The organism is Staphylococcus canis, assembly GCF_016238445.1.
In the GTDB taxonomy this organism is placed as follows: domain Bacteria; phylum Bacillota; class Bacilli; order Staphylococcales; family Staphylococcaceae; genus Staphylococcus; species Staphylococcus canis.
Map to the genome: position 1 here is coordinate 87,623 of NZ_JABANU010000001.1, position 22,261 is coordinate 109,883.

General features: G+C 34.8%; 19 protein-coding genes. 18 read left to right on the forward strand and 1 reads right to left on the reverse strand.

The window, feature by feature from the left end; all coding sequences use genetic code 11:
- Nucleotides 1–185 precede the first annotated feature (185 nt).
- The 18 genes from HHH54_RS00430 (at nucleotide 186) to whiA (ending at nucleotide 21,501) form a co-directional block, all read left to right on the forward strand.
- Nucleotides 186–1,445, forward strand: a complete 1,260-nt coding sequence (locus tag HHH54_RS00430; RefSeq protein WP_490707401.1) for a DEAD/DEAH box helicase family protein — start codon at nucleotides 186–188, stop codon at nucleotides 1,443–1,445.
- On the forward strand, nucleotides 1,435–2,103 hold the full coding sequence (locus HHH54_RS00435; RefSeq protein WP_198616851.1) for a ComF family protein: 669 nt from the start codon (nucleotides 1,435–1,437) through the stop codon (nucleotides 2,101–2,103). Before HHH54_RS00430 ends, HHH54_RS00435 begins: the two co-directional genes overlap by 11 nt.
- A 62-nt stretch (nucleotides 2,104–2,165) precedes the next feature.
- Complete coding sequence (gene hpf, locus HHH54_RS00440; protein WP_198616852.1) at nucleotides 2,166–2,726, forward strand: ribosome hibernation-promoting factor, HPF/YfiA family; 561 nt, start codon at nucleotides 2,166–2,168, stop codon at nucleotides 2,724–2,726.
- A 327-nt stretch (nucleotides 2,727–3,053) separates the two neighbouring features.
- Nucleotides 3,054–5,582: a preprotein translocase subunit SecA gene (gene secA, locus HHH54_RS00445; RefSeq protein ID WP_198616853.1), complete on the forward strand. Its 2,529-nt coding sequence runs from the start codon at nucleotides 3,054–3,056 to the stop codon at nucleotides 5,580–5,582.
- Between the two features lie 30 nt (nucleotides 5,583–5,612).
- A protein-coding gene (prfB, locus tag HHH54_RS00450; protein WP_198616854.1) for a peptide chain release factor 2 occupies nucleotides 5,613–6,717 on the forward strand; the annotation gives its coding sequence in 2 pieces (ribosomal slippage) (nucleotides 5,613–5,684 and nucleotides 5,686–6,717; 1,104 coding nt in all).
- Nucleotides 6,718–7,166: 449 nt separating this feature from the next.
- On the forward strand, nucleotides 7,167–7,808 hold the full coding sequence (locus HHH54_RS00455; protein ID WP_198616855.1) for a YfbR-like 5'-deoxynucleotidase: 642 nt from the start codon (nucleotides 7,167–7,169) through the stop codon (nucleotides 7,806–7,808).
- A gap of 4 nt (nucleotides 7,809–7,812) precedes the next feature.
- On the forward strand, nucleotides 7,813–8,055 hold the full coding sequence (locus HHH54_RS00460) for a CsbA family protein (protein WP_198616856.1): 243 nt from the start codon (nucleotides 7,813–7,815) through the stop codon (nucleotides 8,053–8,055).
- A gap of 142 nt (nucleotides 8,056–8,197) precedes the next feature.
- Complete coding sequence (gene uvrB, locus HHH54_RS00465; protein WP_198616857.1) at nucleotides 8,198–10,180, forward strand: excinuclease ABC subunit UvrB; 1,983 nt, start codon at nucleotides 8,198–8,200, stop codon at nucleotides 10,178–10,180.
- Between the two features lie 5 nt (nucleotides 10,181–10,185).
- Nucleotides 10,186–13,035, forward strand: a complete 2,850-nt coding sequence (gene uvrA, locus HHH54_RS00470) for an excinuclease ABC subunit UvrA (RefSeq protein ID WP_198616858.1) — start codon at nucleotides 10,186–10,188, stop codon at nucleotides 13,033–13,035.
- Nucleotides 13,032–13,373: an SHOCT-like domain-containing protein gene (locus HHH54_RS00475; RefSeq protein ID WP_198616859.1), complete on the forward strand. Its 342-nt coding sequence runs from the start codon at nucleotides 13,032–13,034 to the stop codon at nucleotides 13,371–13,373. The genes uvrA and HHH54_RS00475 overlap by 4 nt, the downstream gene beginning before the upstream one ends.
- Before the next feature lie 246 nt (nucleotides 13,374–13,619).
- Nucleotides 13,620–14,552, forward strand: coding sequence for an HPr(Ser) kinase/phosphatase (gene hprK / locus HHH54_RS00480; protein WP_198616860.1), 933 nt, complete (start codon nucleotides 13,620–13,622; stop codon nucleotides 14,550–14,552).
- Nucleotides 14,549–15,388: a prolipoprotein diacylglyceryl transferase gene (lgt, locus tag HHH54_RS00485; protein WP_198616861.1), complete on the forward strand. Its 840-nt coding sequence runs from the start codon at nucleotides 14,549–14,551 to the stop codon at nucleotides 15,386–15,388. Before hprK ends, lgt begins: the two co-directional genes overlap by 4 nt.
- Nucleotides 15,389–15,874, forward strand: coding sequence for an acyltransferase (locus HHH54_RS00490; protein ID WP_198616862.1), 486 nt, complete (start codon nucleotides 15,389–15,391; stop codon nucleotides 15,872–15,874).
- Nucleotides 15,875–15,891: 17 nt separating this feature from the next.
- The gene (locus tag HHH54_RS00495; RefSeq protein WP_198616863.1) at nucleotides 15,892–17,328 is read left to right on the forward strand and encodes a tetratricopeptide repeat protein; all 1,437 of its coding nucleotides are present in this window, start codon (nucleotides 15,892–15,894) and stop codon (nucleotides 17,326–17,328) included.
- Between the two features lie 63 nt (nucleotides 17,329–17,391).
- On the forward strand, nucleotides 17,392–18,324 hold the full coding sequence (trxB, locus tag HHH54_RS00500; RefSeq protein WP_198616864.1) for a thioredoxin-disulfide reductase: 933 nt from the start codon (nucleotides 17,392–17,394) through the stop codon (nucleotides 18,322–18,324).
- 288 nt (nucleotides 18,325–18,612) lie between these two features.
- On the forward strand, nucleotides 18,613–19,527 hold the full coding sequence (gene rapZ, locus HHH54_RS00505; RefSeq protein WP_198616865.1) for an RNase adapter RapZ: 915 nt from the start codon (nucleotides 18,613–18,615) through the stop codon (nucleotides 19,525–19,527).
- A complete protein-coding gene (locus HHH54_RS00510) occupies nucleotides 19,524–20,519 on the forward strand; it encodes a gluconeogenesis factor YvcK family protein (protein ID WP_198616866.1) in 996 nt (331 codons plus the stop codon). The genes rapZ and HHH54_RS00510 overlap by 4 nt, the downstream gene beginning before the upstream one ends.
- A gap of 37 nt (nucleotides 20,520–20,556) precedes the next feature.
- Nucleotides 20,557–21,501: a DNA-binding protein WhiA gene (whiA, locus tag HHH54_RS00515; protein WP_198616867.1), complete on the forward strand. Its 945-nt coding sequence runs from the start codon at nucleotides 20,557–20,559 to the stop codon at nucleotides 21,499–21,501.
- A 47-nt stretch (nucleotides 21,502–21,548) separates the two neighbouring features.
- On the opposite strand, the gene clpP is transcribed toward whiA, so the two are convergent.
- Nucleotides 21,549–22,136 (reverse strand): ATP-dependent Clp endopeptidase proteolytic subunit ClpP, encoded by a 588-nt coding sequence (clpP, locus tag HHH54_RS00520; protein WP_198616868.1) that lies wholly within the window; start codon nucleotides 22,134–22,136, stop codon nucleotides 21,549–21,551.
- Nucleotides 22,137–22,261 lie beyond the last annotated feature (125 nt).

Here is a 22,261-nt window from a genome sequence, read left to right on the forward strand (position 1 = left end):
GAATTATGTAGGATTCGCATGAGAATACTAATGAATTGGAACATCATTATATTGTGTTTCAACAGCATTAAGTAAGCTTTAGCGAACCTACTTTTTTATTTTTAAAGTAATCGTTAAAGTTAAAGCGTGTAATCTAGTGAAGGGAGGTTAGCACAGTAAAATATTATGGACAAATTATCAGTGATGTGAGTCAATTAACAGATGAACAAATGAGTATAGAACAAATGGGTGTGACGACAGAGTCATATCATTATGTTTGTATACGCTGTGAAACAAAAGTAAAACAAAATTTTTTTCGTTATTGTAGTTCTGTACTTCACCAAGAGATTATTTATTGTCGTAATTGTATCAGCATGGGACGTGTTGATAGTATTACGCCGTATTATATCGTAAAGAGCCATACAACGACATCTCAAGCTGATTATAAACTGCCTTTTAGACTTTCGGAGCAACAACAATACGCATCTGATCAAGTTGTCCATGCCGTATTATCTAAAACATCATTGTTATTACATGCGGTGACAGGTGCAGGTAAAACGGAGATGATGTTTGAAGCAATTGCGCAAGCACGGAGGTTAGGATATAATGTCGCTGTTGTTTCACCGAGAGTAGATGTTGTGGTTGAGGTAAGTGAACGTATTGTGTCGACATTCAAAAATGAAGAGATTGATATTTTGCATCAAGCTTCTCATCAACGTTTTAATGGTCATTTTGTCATTTCAACAGTACATCAATTATATAGATTCAAAAGTCATTTCCACGTGATATTTATAGACGAAGTAGATGCGTTTCCTTTATCTATGGATCCTAATTTGATACACGCTATCTCAAAATCTGCGCACTCTAAAGCAAGTTTTATTTATATGACAGCAACACCGCCACTTAAGTTACAATTGCAATTCTCCAAATCTCAAACGATTACACTGCCCGCACGTTTTCATAGAAAGCCACTTGTTTTACCTCAATTTAAGTATTTTAAAGTTAAACATCATAAAGTTCAAAAATCATTGCTATTAGCTTTAAAACAACAGCAAACCAATCACCGGACAACTTTACTCTTCTTTAATGATATTCAGCAAATGTTGGTCTTTTATCAAACATATCAAGGATTAATCAGTAATATGTGCTATGTCTACAGTGAAGATAGTGCGCGTCTTAAGAAAGTTTCGGACTTACGTCAAGGTGTGTATACAGTTGTGTTAACTACGACAATTTTAGAAAGAGGATTTACGATGCCTTACTTAGATGTATGGGTTATGGACAGTCATCGCTATTCATCGAGTGCACTTATACAAATTGCTGGAAGAGTTGGGCGGAAATTAGAAGACCCAAGTGGGACAGTACTATATCTACATGAAGGCAGAACTTTAGCTATGTATAGAGCGTATGCTCAAATCAGAAAAATGAATCGACTTGCTCAAGAAAGAGGGTGGATTGACAATTGAATGTTTAATTTGTCATACACGTATCAGATTTACACTACAGATGGATAATGCTTTTAAACCTATGGATATTTTATGTGAGCGTTGTAAGGTAGGCATTGAAGAAAATAGATTCAATACAAGTCGTCGTTGTACGTATTGTAAAGGACAATTGTTAAATGCACATTGTGTGAATTGCCATCAGAATAGTGAGAACACGAATGTTTTTGATGAAATCACACCACTCTATCATTACGATGGACTCATTAAAACGATGATACATCAATACAAATTTTTAAAAGATATTGCATTAGCACAAGTTTTTTCCTACTATCTCACCATCCCTTTTAGCGATTATGATGTCATTATTCCAATACCTTCCGTACCTAGTAATGATGTAGAGCGTACATTCAATCCAGTAGCGACAATTTTAGAAATGAAAGGACTTCAATATTCAACTTGTTTAAAGATGTACGATCGTCCTAAACAATATCAACTATCTCTGAATCAACGAAAATCTGCTTCAAATCCAATGTACTTTAAAGATGAAATAAATCTCGAAAATAAAACAATTTTACTTATTGATGACATCTATACTACTGGCTCAACTGCCCACCACGCCGGGAAGTTATTGAAATCCAAAAAAATCAGAAAATTAAATATGTTAACGTTTGCACGATAGCGTAAACATGTTAAAATATAAGTAAGGAATATATTATAAAGAGGTTGAAAGGAGAGAGCACTATGATTAACTTTGAAATTCATGGAGACAACCTCAAAATCACAGATGCTATTAGAAATTATATCGAGGAGAAAATCGGTAAACTTGAACGTTACTTCACTAATGTGCCGAATGCAACAGCACATGTAAAAGTGAAAACTTATCACAATTCAAGTACAAAAATCGAAGTCACAATTCCGTTAAAAAATGTGACATTACGCGCAGAAGAGCGTCATGACGATTTATATGCAGGTATTGACCTCATCAGTAGCAAATTAGAACGTCAAGTACGTAAATATAAAACACGTGTTAATCGTAAGAATCGAGACCGTGGTTATGAAGAAGATGTTTTTGTAGAAGCATCACCAATTACAGCTGATGCTGAGGAAGAAACGAATGATTCTGATATTGAGATTATTCGCTCTAAAACATTCAGTCTAAAACCAATGGATTCTGAAGAAGCAGTGTTACAAATGAATCTATTAGGTCACGATTTCTTCGTATTCAATGATAGAGAAACAGATGGCACAAGTATTGTATATCGTCGTAAAGACGGTAAATACGGCTTAATTGAAACTGAATAATAACGCAACCTATATGAATGCATAGGTTAATTGAGTTCTTTTTTAGTAGAAGATGACACTTTGTAAATGCAAATAGATGTCAAAAGGAATAGATTCAATAAAAAGAGGTAGGGCAAAAGTATTTTAGAGTATCAGAGACCACTTTTGGGTTTTCCATAAAATACTTTGTAGCCTTGCCTCTTTTTTACCTTCACTATATATTCGTATGAATAGAATGTACAACACTTGTTTGAATTGGAATTAGTGTATGAGTATAAATTTATACTCAAAAATGGTATGATGAGTTGTTGTAAGCGATAGAGTTTTTGAGCTAAAGGAGCGAACAAAATGAGTTTTTTATCTAAAATACTTGACGGTAATAAAAAAGAAGTTAAACGTTTAAGTAAATTAGCAGATAAAGTTATTGCGTTAGAAGAAGATATGGCTATTCTAACTGATGATGAAATAAAAGAAAAGACGCAATCATTTCAACAAGAAGTTCAAGCGATTGAAGATATTAGAAAGCAAGAAGATAAGTTAGATAAATTATTACCTGAAGCTTTTGCATTAGTACGTGAAGCATCAAAGCGTGTATTTAATATGACCCCTTACAAAGTTCAAATTATGGGTGGTATTGTGATTCATAAAGGGGATATTGCTGAAATGAGAACTGGTGAAGGGAAAACTTTAACAGCAACAATGCCTACTTATTTAAATGCACTTACAGGTCGTGGTGTTCACGTTATTACAGTTAATGAGTACTTATCTAGTGTACAAAGTGAAGAAATGGCAGAACTCTATAACTTTTTAGGCTTATCAGTTGGGTTAAATTTAAATAGTTTAAGTACAGAAGAAAAACGAGAAGCTTATGCGCGAGACATCACATATAGTACTAATAATGAATTGGGTTTTGATTATTTACGAGATAATATGGTCAATTATAAAGAAGACCGAGTTATGAAACCTCTCAATTTTGCGATTATTGATGAGGTCGATTCAATTTTAATTGATGAAGCGCGAACACCGTTAATCATTTCTGGTGAAGCGGAACAATCAACATCTCTTTATACTCAAGCGAATGTTTTTGCTAAAATGCTCAAAGCAGAAGAAGATTATAATTATGATATTCAAACTAAAAACATTCATCTTACTGAACAAGGTATTGACAAAGCAGAACGTATGTTTAAAGTTGATAACTTGTATGATGTAAAGAATGTAGATATTATTCACCATATTAACCTTGCGTTACGTGCGCAATATTCATTACAACGTGATATTGACTATATGGTTGCAGATGGTGAGATTTTAATTGTCGACCAATTTACAGGTCGTACGATGCCGGGAAGACGTTTTTCTGAAGGATTGCACCAAGCAATTGAAGCTAAAGAGGGCGTTAAAATTCAAAATGAATCTAAAACAATGGCATCGATTACATTCCAAAACTTCTTTAGAATGTATAACAAATTAGCTGGTATGACAGGTACAGCGAAAACGGAAGAAGAAGAGTTTCGTAACATCTATAACATGACAGTAACTCAAATTCCTACAAACCGTCCTGTACAACGTGTCGACCGTTCCGATTTAATTTATGTGAGCCAAAAAGGTAAGTTTGATGCAGTAGTAGAAGAAGTTATTGAAAAACATCGTAAAGGTCAGCCAGTATTATTAGGTACTGTGGCAGTTGAAACTTCAGAATATATTTCAAATCTACTAAAAAAACGCGGTATTCGTCATAGTGTGCTTAACGCGAAAAATCACGAGAAAGAAGCAGAAATCGTTTCTGGCGCTGGGCAAAAGGGTGCTGTTACAATTGCAACTAACATGGCAGGACGTGGTACGGATATCAAGCTTGGAGAAGGTGTAGAAGAGCTTGGTGGTCTTGCTGTTATTGGTACTGAAAGACATGAATCGAGACGTATTGATGATCAATTGCGCGGTCGTTCAGGACGTCAAGGTGACAAAGGTGATAGTCGCTTCTATTTATCATTACAAGATGATTTGATGGTCCGTTTTGGTTCAGAACGTATGCAAGCAATGATGAACCGTTTAGGTATGGATGATACTACACCAATAGAATCTAAAATGGTTTCACGCGCAGTTGAATCAGCGCAAAAGCGTGTTGAAGGTAATAACTTTGACGCACGTAAACGCATTCTTGAATATGATGATGTATTACGTAAACAACGTGAAATTATGTATGAAGAACGTAATCGTATTATCGATGAAGAAAACAGTTCTGATTTAGTTAAACAAATGATGTCCTCAACACTTGAACGTACCATCCAATATTATATTAATGAAGATGATGATAGTTTAGATTACGAGCCATTTATCCATCAAGTTGAAGATATTTTCTTACATGAAGGTGATCTTGATATTTCTGAAATTAAAGGTAAAGATCATGAAGATATCTATAATGTTGTTTGGGATAAAATTGAAAAAACTTATCAAAATCAAGAAGAGAAACTAGAAGAACGTATGCCAGAATTTGAACGCATGATTTTATTACGTTCTATTGATAAGCATTGGACATCACATATAGATACAATGGATCAACTTCGACAAGGTATCCATCTTCGTTCATATGGGCAACAAAATCCATTACGAGATTATCAAAATGAAGGGCATCAGCTCTTTGATATGATGATGCAAAGTATCGAAGAAGATGTCAGCAAATATATTTTAAAATCTGTTATTACAGTTGATGACAATGTTGAAAGAGAAAAAACAAAAGAATTTGAAGGAAAACATGTTTCAGCAAATGACGGAAAAGAAAAAGCTAAACCACAACCTATAGTAAAAGGAGAGCAAGTCGGTCGAAATGACCCTTGTCCATGTGGTAGCGGTAAAAAGTACAAAAACTGTCATGGTAAATAATGGAAAAACGTAAAGGAGTTTCAAAATACTATGGAATTATCTGAAATTAAACGTTATATCGAACAATATGCTTCTAAACTTGAACAACTTAGGGGGTCTCTTTGACTTAGAGAATAAGACTACTAATATTCAAGAGTATGAAGAAATGATGGCAGAACCTGATTTTTGGGATGATCAAGAACGTGCACAAACAATTATTGATCAAAATAATGCATTGAAGTCTATCGTTAATCAATATCATGCGCTAGAAGCAGAAATTGAAGATATGGAAGCGACTTATGAATTGCTATCAGAAGAGCAAGATGAAGAAGTGAAGCAAGACTTAGAAGAGACTGTAGGTCAATTTGAATCACGTCTTGATGATTTCGAGTTACAACTTCTACTTGATGGTGAACACGATGGTAATAATGCGATTTTAGAATTACATCCAGGTGCTGGGGGTACGGAGTCTCAAGATTGGACAAGCATGCTATTACGCATGTACCAACGTTACTCTGAGCAAAAGGGTTATAAAGTAGAGGTTGCCGACTATCAAGCGGGCGATGAAGCGGGTGTTAAAAGTGTGACATTAATTATTAAAGGTCATAATGCTTATGGATTTTTAAAAGCAGAAAAAGGCGTGCACCGCTTAGTTCGTATTTCACCTTTTGATTCATCAGGACGCCGTCATACGTCATTTGCTTCTTGTGATGTTATACCTGAGTTCAATAACGAAAAGATTGAAATTGAAGTTAATCCGGATGATATCACTGTGGATACATTTAGAGCATCTGGCGCAGGTGGACAACATATTAACAAGACTGAGTCGGCAATTCGTATTACTCATCATCCAACAGGTATTGTTGTGAATAACCAAAATGAACGTTCACAAATCAAAAATAGAGAAGCAGCGATGAAAATGTTGAAAGCGAAACTCTATCAACTTGAATTAGAGCAAAAAGAACGAGAACTTGCTGAAATCCGCGGAGAACAAAAAGATATTGGATGGGGCAGTCAGATTCGTTCATATGTATTCCATCCTTATTCCATGGTAAAAGATCATCGTACTAACGAAGAAACAGGAAATGTTAATGCTGTTATGGATGGTGAAATTGGTCCATTCATAGAGGCTTATTTAAGAAGTTTAATGAAGTAAGGTGTATGTAGAGGTTAATATAATTGCATATGTTAAACCTATTATCACCTCTATTATCTAAGGTGTTTGATTATCAGTTTATAAAGTAGCGTGTCGTGCAAAAAGAGATACGCTGCTTTTTTATAAGCAAAATACTGTTTGCTTGGTATTATTCAAACATTAAACGAGTATTTTGAGTTCAACATAAAAAGATACGAGTCACATTAAGTGCTTTACTACTTATAAATGTAAAAATTAGTAGCACTTGACAAGAGTAGTATTATAGTTAGAGAAATGAATTATAGGAGCGAAGTTTGGCTAGTGAACGTAAGATAACTAATCCTAAATGTGTCTATAATTATCAGATGAAATGTGAAGCTTTTCCTAATTTTTGTTTAATAAGTGAATAAAATTTATAAAGTGTGTTATATTTATCAGTAATTAATTTGTGTTATATAGGAGGTTTAGGAATGGGCGTTCATCAGTATTTTAAGAGATTATCAGATTTAGAAAAATTAATTAGACTTCCTGGAAAGTTTAAATATTTTGAACATAATGTGGCTGCACATTCTTTTAAGGTAACTAAAATTGCACAATATTTAGGGACTGTTGAAGAGTATCATGGTAAAGAGATTGACTGGAAAAGCTTATATGAAAAAGCGTTGAATCATGACTTTGCTGAGATTTTTACAGGGGATATTAAAACACCCGTAAAATATGCGAGTAGTGAGATTAAAAAATTGTTTTCTCAAGTTGAAGAAGAGATGGTAGATACATTTATAAAGGAAGACATTCCAGAACAATATCAAAGTATTTATCGTGAGCGTCTGCAAGAAGGAAAAGATGATTCAATAGAGGGACAAATTTTGTCAGTAGCTGATAAAATTGATTTGTTATATGAAACATTTGGTGAGATTCAAAAGCGGAATCCTGAACCTTTATTTTTTGAAATATATGAAATGAGTTTAGAGACGATTATGCAATTTGATCATCTGTATTCTGTACAAGACTTTATTCACAACATTATTCCAGAAATGTTGACAGAACGATTTATTCCACGTACAGAGTTGAAAGAAACGACGATGCGTATAGTAAAAGATAGAAAGATGTGATCAGATGATATTAGTTTGGTATATCTTAGCTGCTTTTTTTCCATGCATGCTTGTCGTTATATTTAGTGCTATAACACGAAGTAAATGGATTGGAACAATTGTGACGTTGGTTATAATTGGTGCGTCAGTGTATAAAGGATTTTTCCATGATGAATGGATTATCTTTTTAGATGTTGTTTCAATTTTAGCTGGATATATAATCGTGGATCAACTTAAATTACATCAGAAGAATCATTTTAGAGGGTGAGGCATAAAAAGCACATGTCTTATCCTTTTTGTGTTGCAAACGATACTAAGATGTACCTCACTGATAAACGAACAGATGTTTGTATTTATAAAGTGAAATTTGGTAAAATAATTGTATTACTGTTATTAGGGGGCGAACGTAAATGGAGCATCATCCGTTTAAAATAAATTCAGATTTTAATCCTCAAGGGGACCAACCTAAAGCGATAGCAGAATTAGTAAAAGGAATAAAGGAAGGAAAGAGACATCAAACATTACTTGGAGCAACAGGGACAGGTAAAACTTTTACGATGAGTAATGTTATTAAAGAGGTCGGTAAACCCACTCTAATTATTGCACATAATAAAACACTGGCTGGCCAATTATATAGTGAGTTTAAAGAATTCTTTCCAGAAAATAGAGTAGAATATTTTGTAAGTTACTATGATTTTTATCAACCAGAAGCATATGTACCGTCTACTGATACATTTATTGAAAAAGATGCGTCTATCAACGATGAAATTGATCAACTTAGACACTCAGCAACAAGTGCACTGTTTGAACGCGATGATGTGATTATTATTTCGAGTGTGAGTTGTATCTATGGTTTAGGTAATCCTGAAGAATATCGCGATTTAGTCGTGAGTATTCGTGTGGGTATGGAGATGGACCGAAGCGAACTGTTACGTAAATTAGTTGATGTTCAATATACACGAAATGATATAGATTTTCGACGCGGAACATTCCGAGTTCGTGGAGATGTTGTTGAAATTTTCCCAGCATCACGTGATGAAATGTGTATCCGTGTTGAGTTTTTTGGAGATGAAATTGATCGTGTGAGTGAAATTAATTATTTAACAGGGGAAACAATTCGTGAAAGAGAACATTTTGCGCTATTCCCAGCTTCTCACTTCGTCACACGTGATGAAAAGATGAAAAGTGCCATTGACCGTATTGATAATGAACTGCAAGATCAATTGAAAAAATTAAAAAGTGAAAATAAATTATTAGAAGCTCAACGTTTAGAGCAACGTACGAATTATGATTTAGAAATGTTAAGAGAAATGGGATTTTGTTCAGGTATTGAAAATTATTCTGTTCATCTTACTTTACGTCCACTTGGTTCGACACCGTATACTTTATTAGATTATTTTGGAGACGATTGGTTAATTATGATTGATGAGTCACATGTTACATTGCCTCAGATTCGTGGTATGTACAATGGTGACCAAGCTCGTAAAAATGTACTTGTGGATCACGGATTCCGTTTACCAAGTGCGCTCGATAACAGACCGTTAAAGTTTGAAGAATTTGAGTCAAAAGCGAAACAACTTGTTTACGTTTCAGCGACACCAGGCCCATATGAATTAGAGCATACAGATGAAATGGTAGAACAAATTATTCGTCCTACAGGTTTACTTGATCCAAAAATTGAAGTTCGTCCAACGAAAAATCAAATTGATGATTTATTAAGTGAAATTCAAGAGCGTGTCGATAAGAATGAACGTGTATTAATTACTACATTAACTAAGAAAATGAGTGAGGATTTAACGACGTATTTAAAAGAAGCAGGCGTAAAGGTAAATTATCTACACTCTGAAATTAAAACACTTGAACGTATCGAAATTATACGTGATTTACGTATGGGAACATATGATGTGTTAATTGGAATTAACTTACTAAGAGAAGGGTTAGATATCCCTGAAGTATCGTTAGTTGTTATTTTAGATGCAGATAAGGAAGGCTTCTTACGTTCTGAACGTTCATTAATCCAAACAATTGGCCGCGCTGCACGTAATAGTAAAGGTGAAGTCATTATGTATGCGGATAAAGTGACAGAGTCTATGCAGTATGCCATTGATGAAACAAAGCGACGTCGTGAAATACAAATGGCTTACAACGAGGAACACAATATTACACCGACTACAATACAAAAACGTATCCATGATGTGATTAGTGCTACACTTGAAACGGAAGATAAGAATGAGGAAGCACGTAAAGAAGTACCGAAGAAAATGACGAAGAAAGAACGTGAGAAAACGATTCAAAATATCGAAAAAGAAATGAAAGAAGCGGCAAAAGCGCTTGACTTTGAACGTGCTACAGAATTACGAGATATGCTATTTGAACTTAAATCAGAAGGGTGAAAAATATGAAAGAACCATCTATTGTGGTAAAAGGGGCACGTGCCCATAATTTAAAAAATGTTGACATTGAATTACCAAAAAATAAGTTAATAGTTATGACAGGATTATCAGGTTCTGGAAAGTCATCTCTTGCATTTGATACGATTTATGCGGAAGGACAACGCAGATATGTTGAGTCTTTAAGTGCTTATGCTAGACAATTTTTAGGACAAATGGACAAACCTGATGTTGATACGATAGAAGGACTTTCACCAGCAATCTCTATTGATCAAAAAACAACAAGTAAAAATCCAAGGTCAACAGTGGCGACCGTGACAGAGATTTATGATTATATTCGTTTACTTTATGCACGTGTTGGCAAACCATTTTGTCCAAATCATGGGATTGAAATTCAATCACAAACTGTACAGCAAATGTCAGATCGTATTATGCAGTTAGAAGAGCGTACGAAGGTTCAATTGCTAGCACCTGTTGTGTCACATCGAAAAGGAACACATGAAAAAACGTTAGATGATATTAATAAAAAAGGTTATGTACGTGTGCGTGTCGATGGAGACATCATGGATGTGACAGCCGTACCAGAGCTTGATAAAAATAAAAATCATACGATTGAAGTTGTAGTAGATCGTCTTGTGGTTAAACCAGGAATTGAAACAAGACTCGCAGATTCAATCGAAACGGTCTTAGCGCTTTCAGATGGTCGATTACTTGTAGATGTCATTGATGGTGAGCCATTAGAGTTTTCTGAAAAACATGCTTGTCCAATTTGTGGTTTTTCAATAGGTGAATTAGAGCCGAGAATGTTTAGTTTCAATAGCCCGTTTGGCGCTTGTCCAACATGCGATGGGTTAGGACAAAAATTAACGGCAGATTTAGATTTAGTAGTACCAGATAAAAATAAAACATTGAAAGAAGGCGCAATTGTGCCTTGGGAACCGACAAGCTCTGATTTTTATCCAACCCTTTTAAAACGTGTTTGTGAAGTATATAAAATTAATATGGACAAACCTTTTAAGCAACTAACAGATCGTCAAAAAAACATCATTTTATACGGATCTGGAGATAAAGAAATCACATTTACTTTTAAAGGTAAAAATGGACAGACTCGAAAACGTACGATGCCTTTTGAAGGTGTGATTCCTAATATAGAACGTCGTTTTCACGAATCACCGTCAGAATATGTACGTGAAATGATGCAAAAATATATGGCAGAGCAACCATGTGAAACGTGTCATGGGAAACGTTTAAGTCGTGAAGCTTTATCGGTATATGTTGGGAGCCAAAATATTGGTGAAGTAGTGGAGAAATCAATACATGAAGCGTTGGATTATTTCCAAAATCTAGAACTCTCAGAACAAGATGCAAAGATTGCTGAATTGATTTTACGTGAAATTATTGAGCGTCTAACATTTTTAAATAATGTTGGTTTAGACTATTTAACTTTAAATCGTTCATCTGGTACTTTATCTGGTGGAGAAGCACAACGTATTCGTCTTGCGACACAAATTGGGTCACGACTTTCAGGTGTTTTATATGTTTTAGATGAACCTTCTATTGGACTACATCAAAGAGATAATGATCGTTTAATAAGCACAATGAAAGAAATGCGAGACTTAGGTAATACGTTGATTGTTGTCGAGCACGATGAAGATACAATGATGGAGGCGGATTATCTTGTAGATGTTGGCCCTGGTGCTGGTGATCACGGTGGAGAAATTGTTGCGAATGGGACACCTAAACAAGTGATGCGTAAGAAAAAATCATTAACTGGACAATATTTAAGTGGGAAAAAGTTTATCGAACTACCTGAGCAACGTCGTCCAGTTACAGATAGAAAAATAGCCATCAAAGGAGCAAGAAGCAATAATTTAAAAAATATAGATGTAGATATACCACTCTCAGTTCTTAACGTTGTAACGGGTGTATCAGGGTCAGGTAAAAGTTCACTTGTTAATGAAGTGTTATATAAAGCACTAGCTAAATCTATTAACAAGTCTACAATTAAACCCGGAGATCATGATGCTATTGAAGGTATTGAAGAGATTGATAAAATTATAGACATTGATCAGTCACCAATTGGCCGCACACCACGTTCAAATCCAGCCACATATACGGGTGTGTTTGATGATATTCGAGATGTTTTTGCTTCTACCAACGAAGCTAAAGTACGTGGATATCAAAAAGGACGTTTTAGCTTTAATGTTAAAGGTGGACGTTGTGAAGCATGTAAAGGTGACGGTATTATCAAAATTGAAATGCATTTCCTTCCAGATGTTTACGTCCCATGTGAAGTGTGCCATGGTAAGCGATATAACCGTGAGACATTAGAAGTCACATATAAGGGTAAAAATATATCAGACATCCTTGAAATGACAGTTGAAGATGCAACAAACTTCTTTACCAACATTCCAAAAATCAAACGTAAACTTCAAACATTAGTTGATGTAGGACTTGGTTATATTACTCTTGGACAACCTGCAACAACACTTTCAGGTGGAGAGGCACAACGTGTGAAACTGGCGTCTGAATTACACAAGCGCTCAACAGGACGATCTATTTATATTTTAGATGAACCAACAACTGGTTTACATGTTGATGATATTAATCGTTTACTAAAAGTGCTTAATAAACTTGTGGATAACGGCGATACGGTCGTCATTATAGAACATAATTTAGATGTTATTAAAACAGCTGACCACCTGATTGATTTAGGCCCTGAAGGTGGAGAAGGTGGCGGTACTGTTATAGCGACTGGAACGCCTGAAGTTATTGCGCAAAACGAGGAATCTTATACAGGACGTTACTTGAAATCGATTTTAGAACGAGATCGTAAACGAATGGAGGGCAATGCATGAATAATACAGGACGGATTAAAGTTTTAGAACTTTTAAAAGAAGACAAAATTACTGTAGATGAAGCGATGACTTTATTAGATGCTATGTCATCAGAACAGACACAACATACTTCAAACGAGCAAGTACAAAATGAATCAGAGCAACGCGAACATTCAGCTTCTGATGTTGAAGATTTTGTGTTTGATACGTTTCGAAATATGTCTGATACCTTACAAAAGGGATTAAATCAATGGAGTCGTAAAGGTATGTTCGAGGAACGTGGAAAGGTTGATCCATTTAAAGAAATAGAGAAGACAGTGAAAGAGATTAAAAATCAAATGAATCGAAACGATAAATAAAAGCATCGGAATTGAGCTGTAAACAAGATAAGTAGCGGGGTTAGAAAAGTTTAAGTAGCGGTATAATTAGCGCGAAAGGATCTAACCTCGCGCTTTTTATATGTTTTGAGAGTGTTACCGAATTTGTTCGTCGTGTATAATATAGGACATAATCGATTTTATCTAAAAGGTTCATTTGGATAAAATGAGTTGCATGCTATGATTTGGTTGAATGTGACAGATGAGAATAGATATTGAGGTGACAATATGTTAACAACAAAAGATTTAATTGAACGATTTAATTTTGAAGTAGTGTCAGGACATCAAGGCTTAAATCGTCCAATACGTAACACTGATATTTCAAGACCTGGTTTAGAAATGGCTGGCTACTTTTCACACTACGCTTCTGATCGTATACAATTACTTGGGACAACAGAACTCTCTTTTTATAATTTACTACCAGATGAAGAACGTCACGGTCGCATGCGTAAATTATGTCGACCAGACACACCAGCCATTATTATTACACGAGGACATGAGGCACCTGAAGAGTTACTACAAGCATCAAAAGAATTAGATACCCCAATTATTTCAGTGAAAGAAGCAACGACACGTGTGATGGGGCGATTAACGACTTATTTAGAGCATGAATTAGCAAAATCAACGTCTCTTCATGGCGTACTAGTAGACGTTTATGGTGTCGGTGTACTGATTACTGGAGACTCTGGAATCGGGAAAAGTGAAACAGCTTTAGAGCTTGTAAAAAGAGGACATCGTCTTGTTGCAGATGATAATGTTGAGATTAAAGAGATTACGAAAGATCAACTTGTTGGAAAACCGCCTAAAATTATTGAACATTTATTAGAAATCCGAGGATTAGGTATTATTAATGTGATGACTTTATTTGGTGCCGGATCTATTCTTACACAAAAACGAATCCGCTTAAATATTAATCTCGAAACATGGCGTGAAGATAAGTTATATGACCGTGTTGGTTTATCGCAAGAAACATTAAAGATATTAGATACAGAGATTACTAAAAAAACGATACCGGTAAGACCAGGGCGAAATGTTGCGGTGATTATCGAAGTTGCAGCAATGAATTACCGACTAAATATAATGGGCATTAATACTGCTGAAGAATTTAATGAACGTTTAAACGCTGAAATTATGAAAAATAGTAAAGGAGCTTCGTCATGAATCTAGGATATATCGATCCCGTCGCGTTTACGCTAGGTCCTATTCAGATTCGATGGTACGGTATCATCATTGCGACGGCAATTTTAATTGGGTATTGGATTGCTCAAAAAAGTGCACAACGTGTAGGCTTTAAAGAAGATGACCTCATCAATATGATTTTGATTAGTGTGGGTGTGGCTATTGTAACTGCGCGAATTTATTTTGTATTGTTTAACTTGGGATATTACTTGCAACATCCTGTCGAAATTCCGATGATTTGGCTTGGTGGTATTGCAATACATGGTGGATTAATCGGCGCATTTGCTATGGGCATTTATTATGCGTATATCAAAAATTGGCACCCATTTCAGCTAGGCGATATTGTTGCTCCTAGTATTATTTTAGCGCAAGGCATTGGGCGTTGGGGTAATTTTATGAATCATGAGGCGCATGGAGGACCTGTCTCACGTTCTTTCCTTGAAGGCCTGCACTTACCTCAATTTATTATTGATAATATGTATATCAAGGGTGTCTACTATCATCCGACATTTTTGTATGAATCATTATGGGACATTTTAGGATTCATCATTTTAATTTCGATTCGTAAGCATCTTCGTATAGGAGAAACATTCTTTGGATATTTAATTTGGTATTCAATTGGACGCTTTTTTGTAGAAGGATTGCGCACAGATAGCTTGATGTTAGCAGATACTATACGAATTGCTCAATTAATGTCTATTTTGCTTATCATTTTAGGAATAGTCATGATCGTATGGCGACGTACGAAATATAATATACCGCGATACCGTCAAGTAAATGTCTTAACGTGGCCTGAGAAAAGAAAGGATCGACGTTAAATGAAGAGAAGATTACAATCGTTACCAGCTGTAGGGTTTAATACACTTTGGCACATGTATCGTTACATACGATTTAGCAAAATTTTAAAAAATACAATTGTCATTGAAATTTCACGATTCATCCCTTTTGTACGTTTAAAAAGATGGGTTTATCGTCGATGTCTTAATATGACAATTGGTGAACATACAGCTTTTGCGTATAAAGCGTTACCAGATTTACTATATCCAGAAAAAATAACCATTGGCAAAAATGTGATTGTTGGTTATAATGCAACAATACTCACACATGAATATTTAACACAATCTTTTCGTACAGGTGAGGTTGTAATAGGAGACGATACAATGATAGGTGCCAATGTGACAATATTACCAGGAGTGCACATTGGCCATCATGTACAAGTTGGGGCAGGATGTGTAGTCTCAAAGGACATTCCTGACTATGCTACTGCTTATGGGAATCCTGTACAAATTTATACAAAAGATTAAGAAATGAGGTGACAAGGATGACACAACTTGAAAATGTAATTCGACTTCATTCGGATGTTTCAATTTATGAACGCTTAGCTAAGCAAAATTTTAATCAACAAAAGTATGCTAAAGCTAAACAGTATTATGATAAAGTGTTAGAATTGTCACCGGAAAACTTTGATGCTAAACACCATATTGCTCAATCATATGCAAAACTCGGGCAACCACAACGAGCAGAAGCGATATACTTTGAAATGATTAGTCAAAATGAAAATCTAGAAGTTGCTTATTATGAATTAAGCCAACTCAATATCGATTTAAATGAACCAAATAAAGCATATTTGTTTGGATTGAATTATGCATTTTTAACTCAAGATGAAGCATATAGAGATGAACTTGAAAGCATGTTTGAAGTGTCAATTCATAATGAGGACCAACTAGAATTAGAGAGTGGATTATTTGTTGTTCAAATTATCTTTCAACATTTGTTTGGACAAGGACGATTATTAGAAGCACGAGAATATATTTTAAGACAAGATGAAATCATTCAAGAACATAAAATTATTCGTAATTTACTTGCGATGTGTTATTTATATCTAAGTGAAAATAAAATCGCTAAATCTATGTTCGAAAGATTATTGAAAGAAGATAGTACAGATATTTACGCTTTATGCCATTATACGTTGTTGTTATATAATATGAATGAAACCGAATCATTCAATCATTATGTAAAGTTACTGAATAAAGTAATACCAATGAGTGATGATGAATCCTTCAAGTTAGGGATTGTATTAAGTTACCTTAAACAATATGATTCTTCCCAACAATTACTTGTGCCATTGTATAAAAAGGGGAAATTTCAGACGGTACAATTATATCACGCATTAGCGTTTAATAGTTATTACCTAGGAAATAAGACGCAAAGTGAATATTTTTGGGAACGTTTAACTGAAATTTCAAAAGTACATCCAGGTACACCACCGTGGATTGTTGATGAAACTGTGGAGTATTTTAATCAGTACGTTAAGCCTTTAATACAAAGTGATGATCAACATCGTCGTTTATATGGTTTATTTTTAATGCATCAAATCAATGCTATAGAAGTATTAATGACTAAAGAGATTTGGAGTATTATTGACGAGATGGGTAATTATGAGAAGTTGTATTTATCCTATCTTACACAAGATTTACAACTAACAAAACTCGATTTTATTCATCAAGGTATGAAACGTTTGCAACGTAATAAAGTGACCCGACAGGAAACGACAGTATTCTTAAGTTGGATTAATTATGCTGAAAGTTTATTAGAGCATGAGGTGGATGCACAACAAATAGATGCATACGTGGCAGCTGTAGTGTACCTCTATTTTAAAACGACGGTGAAAGATTATACAGAACAACAAATTGCAACGATGTTTTCTGTGACTGTTGATAAACTTAAGAGTGCCGTAGATACCCTATTGAGCATATGAGTTTGCGCGAGGTAATAAAATGGTATAAAATGCGAATGATGATATTAAGAGGAGGAACGATTCATGTCAGAAAATACAAGATATGATGTTGCAATTATCGGTGCAGGGCCTGCTGGTATGACGGCTTCTGTATACGCTTCTCGAGCTAACTTAAAAACAGTTATGATTGAGCGAGGCATTCCAGGAGGACAAATGGCAAATACTGAAGAAGTTGAGAACTTCCCAGGATTTGAAATGATTTCTGGTCCGGATTTATCTAGTAAAATGTTCGAACATGCAAAAAAATTCGGTGCAGAATATAAATATGGAGACATTAAAGGTATTGAAGATAAAGGTGATTATAAAGTCATCGATTTAGGTACAAGTGAAGTGGAAGCAACAGCTGTTATTATTGCGACTGGTGCAGAGTATAAAAAACTTGGCGTGCCTGGTGAGGAGTCACTAGGTGGACGCGGTGTCAGCTATTGTGCCGTATGTGATGGTGCATTCTTTAAAAATAAAAATATTTACGTTATCGGCGGCGGAGACTCAGCTGTAGAAGAAGGCACATATCTTACTAAATTTGCAGATAAAGTGACAATTGTACACCGTCGCGACCAACTACGCGCACAAAAAATCCTTCAAGATCGTGCTTTCAAAAATGAAAAAATTGATTTCATCTGGAATCACACATTAAAAACAGTAAATGAAAAAGATGGTAAAGTAGGTTCATTAACACTTGTATCAACAGTGGATGGTACTGAACAAACAGTTGAAGCGGATGGATTATTTGTGTATATCGGTATGCAACCTTTAACTAAACCATTCGAAAACTTAGGTATTACAAATGAAGCGGGATATATTGTAGCAAATGATGACATGAGTACAGCCGTTAAAGGTATTTATGTCGCAGGAGACGTACGAGAAAAAGGATTACGTCAAATCGTTACTGCAACAAGTGATGGCAGTATTGCTGCAGAAAGTGTACAAGAGTATATCGAAAGTTTAAATGATTAATATACAATCTTGCTTTTTTATAGTTTAAAAATGACTAAGATAACGTGTATTGAAAAGAAAAGTTTTACTAGATATAGGAAGCTCTAGCAACTTGAATAGAGTGGTACGATGAAATTTTACAATAAAGATTTCTCGACCACTCTTTTTATATACATAAAAGATGACTATAGTATGTGCATAGTCTCACTAGGTTATGAACAATATCACTTGTAAATAAATGTGGAATTGCCTACTACTTAAGACGGTTTTCATGTACACTAAAAGGGAATATATTGGATGGTGATAAATATGCAACATGAAGAAAAAAATGAAATTGTAAAAAGTGAATTATTAATCGTAACAGGTCTTTCAGGTTCTGGGAAATCATTAGTGATTCAAAATTTAGAGGATTTAGGTTATTTTTGTGTCGACAATTTACCGCCAATTTTATTACCTAAATTTGTAGAATTGATGGAGCAAGGCAATCCTTCGATGCAAAAAGTAGCAGTAGGTATCGATTTAAGAGGTCGTGAGTTTTTTAGATATTTAGTACGTGAAATTGATGCAATACAAAGTCGTAAAGATGTAATAGTAGATGTGCTGTTTATTGACGCTAAAACAAGTAAACTGATATCAAGATATAAAGAAACGAGAAGGAAACACCCCCTTCAAGAGCAATCTGACTTAACTTTAATTGATGCGATTAATGAAGAGCGTCAATTACTTTCGGAAATCCGTAGTTTAGCAAACTATACATTAGATACTACTGAATCTACACCTAAAAAACTAAGAAAACGCGTGGAGGCTTATTTTAATAAGTCGAATAAATCAACATTTACAATCAATGTTTCGAGTTTTGGATTTAAACATGGTATCCAAATAGATGCGGACCTTGTGTTTGACGTGCGATTTTTACCAAACCCTTATTACGTAGAAGAATTAAGACCCTTAACAGGGCTTGATGAGGATGTTTATAAGTATGTGATGAAATGGAAAGAAACAAATACATTTTATGAAAAGTTATTAGACTTACTTTTATTCATGATTCCTGGTTACAAAAAAGAAGGAAAATCTCAACTTGTAATAGCGATTGGGTGTACAGGAGGACAACATCGTTCTGTTGCATTAGCCCAACGTTTAGCAGAAGAGTTAAAACAAACTTTTGATTATAATATATATGTACATCATAGAGATGCACATATTGAAAGTGGCGAGAAGAAATGAAACAACTTAAGTTGGTACTGATTGGTGGAGGTACCGGACTCTCTGTTTTAGCAAGAGGGTTGAAAAATTATCCAATTGAAATAACTGCAATCGTAACTGTTGCTGATGATGGAGGGAGTACTGGTAAAATCCGTAGCGAAATGGATATGCCTGCCCCCGGTGATGTTCGAAACGTTTTGGCAGCATTGAGTGATGTTGAGCCAACCCTAGAAGCACTGTTCCAATACCGATTTGATGAAGATAAAATTAGTGGACATTCATTAGGAAACTTACTTATTGCTGCAATGACACATATTACACATGATTTTGGTCATGCAGTTAAAGAATTAAGTAAAATCCTAAATATTAAAGGACGCGTGATTCCTTCAACGATTTCAAGTGTATCACTTAATGCCGAGATGGAAGACGGCGAGATTGTCTCAGGGGAATCTAACATTCCTATGAAACATAAGAAAATCAAACGTGTATTCTTAGAGCCTGAAGATGTTAAACCGATGGATGAAGCACTTGAAGCCTTACTTGAAGCAGATCTTATTGTGCTTGGCCCTGGATCACTGTACACGAGTGTGATTTCTAATTTATGCGTACGGGGTATTGCGGATGCTATCGTCAAGAGTGAAGCGAAAAAATTATATGTATCAAATATTATGACTCAACCTGGTGAAACAGATGATTATACAGTAACAGATCATGTCAATGCCATTCACCACCAACTAGGGCAGAATGTTATCAATTTTGTAATAGCGAATAAAGTTAGTTTTGATACGAATGTTTTAGAACGTTATCAAAAAGAGGGGGCCAAACCAGTTTATTGTAACATCGAAGAATTACATCGAGAGGGAGTAGAAGTGATTACTGGAGAAGGATTGGCACTAATATCAGAAGATGATTATGTCCGCCATGATACAGAAATTTTAGCCAATATGATATATGAAATTGCATTACAAGAAGTAAGTACAATTCAATTTAATCCTAAAAAACATAAAAAGTGATTTAAGATTCAATGAATAAAGAAAGGAATCGATGAAAATGAGCTTTGCATCTGACATGAAAAACGAGCTAACGCGAATTGAAACCGATAATGATAATGCCAAGGCAGAGCTCAGTGCATTGATACGTATGAACGGCGCACTTAGCTTATCCAACCAACAATTTGTTATTAATATTCAAACTGAAAACGCAACAACAGCAAGACGTATATATTCATTAATCAAACGTGTATTTCGTGTAGAAGTTGAAATATTAGTACGTAAAAAAATGAAACTTAAGAAAAATAATATATATATATGTCGAGTAAAAAGTAAAACTAAAGAAATTTTAGATGAGCTAGGGATATTAAAAAATGGTATATTTGCTCACGCTATTGATGAATCAATGGTAGATGATGATGAAATGAGACGTAGCTATTTAAGAGGAGCATTTTTAGCTGGAGGATCTGTCAATAATCCTGAAACCTCATCCTATCACTTGGAAATATTCTCATTATATGAGAGTCACTCTAAAGGACTTACGCAATTAATGAATAGCTATGGTTTAAATGCGAAAAATTTAGAACGTAAAAAGGGTTGGATTACGTATTTAAAAGAAGCAGAACGTATAGCAGAATTTTTAAGTCTTATAGGTGGATATCAAGCTTTATTAAAGTTTGAAGATGTTAGAATTGTTAGAGACATGCGTAACTCAGTAAATCGTTTGGTCAATTGTGAGACAGCCAATTTAAATAAAACAGTTAGCGCTGCAATGAAACAAGTTGAAAATATCCAAATTATTGATGATGAAATTGGACTAGACCAATTACCTGATCGTTTGAGAGAGATTGCTAAATTAAGAATTGAGCATCAGGATGTATCTTTAAAGGAGCTTGGCGAAATGGTGAGTACGGGAGCGATATCAAAATCAGGCGTTAACCATCGATTACGAAAGCTTAATGAAATCGCAACCAAAATAAAAAATGGTGAGCATTTTGAATTGTAAAATAAAAAAACCTCAACAGCATACACTGTTGAGGCTATTTTTATCAATTAAGCTTGATCAGGTTCCATAACACCATCAATTAAACCGTATTCTTTAGCTTCTTCTGCAGTTAAGAAATTATCGCGGTCAGTATCTTTTTCAATTTTTTCAATAGGTTGACCTGTACGTTCTGATAAAATTTTGTTTAATATTGCACGAGTTTTTAAGATGTGGTTTGCAGCAATTTCAATTTCAGTTGCTTGACCTTGCGCACCACCAAGTGGTTGGTGAATCATAACTTCTGCATTTGGGAGTGCGAAACGTTTACCTTTAGTACCTGCTGCAAGTAAGAATGATCCCATTGATGCAGCCATACCAATACAGATAGTTTGTACATCTGGTTTAATGTGTTGAATCGTATCATAAATCGCAAAACCAGCTGTTACGCTTCCACCAGGAGAGTTAATATATAAATAAATATCTTTTTCAGCATCTTGTGCTTGTAAGAATAAAAGTTGTGAAACGATAGAGTTTGCTACGTTATCGTCAATAGCTGACCCTAACATAATAATACGGTCTTTTAATAAACGTGAATAAATATCATATGCGCGTTCACCGCGGTTTGTTGTTTCAATAACTGTAGGAATTAAATTCATTATAGACTTCCTCCTCAATAACTTTTGTTATGTTTATTCTAACTTAAAAGTCAAAAATGGTCAAAAAATAACGCTCAAAAATTTATTAAAGTACATTGACCTTAAACTATTTAAACGCTAAAATG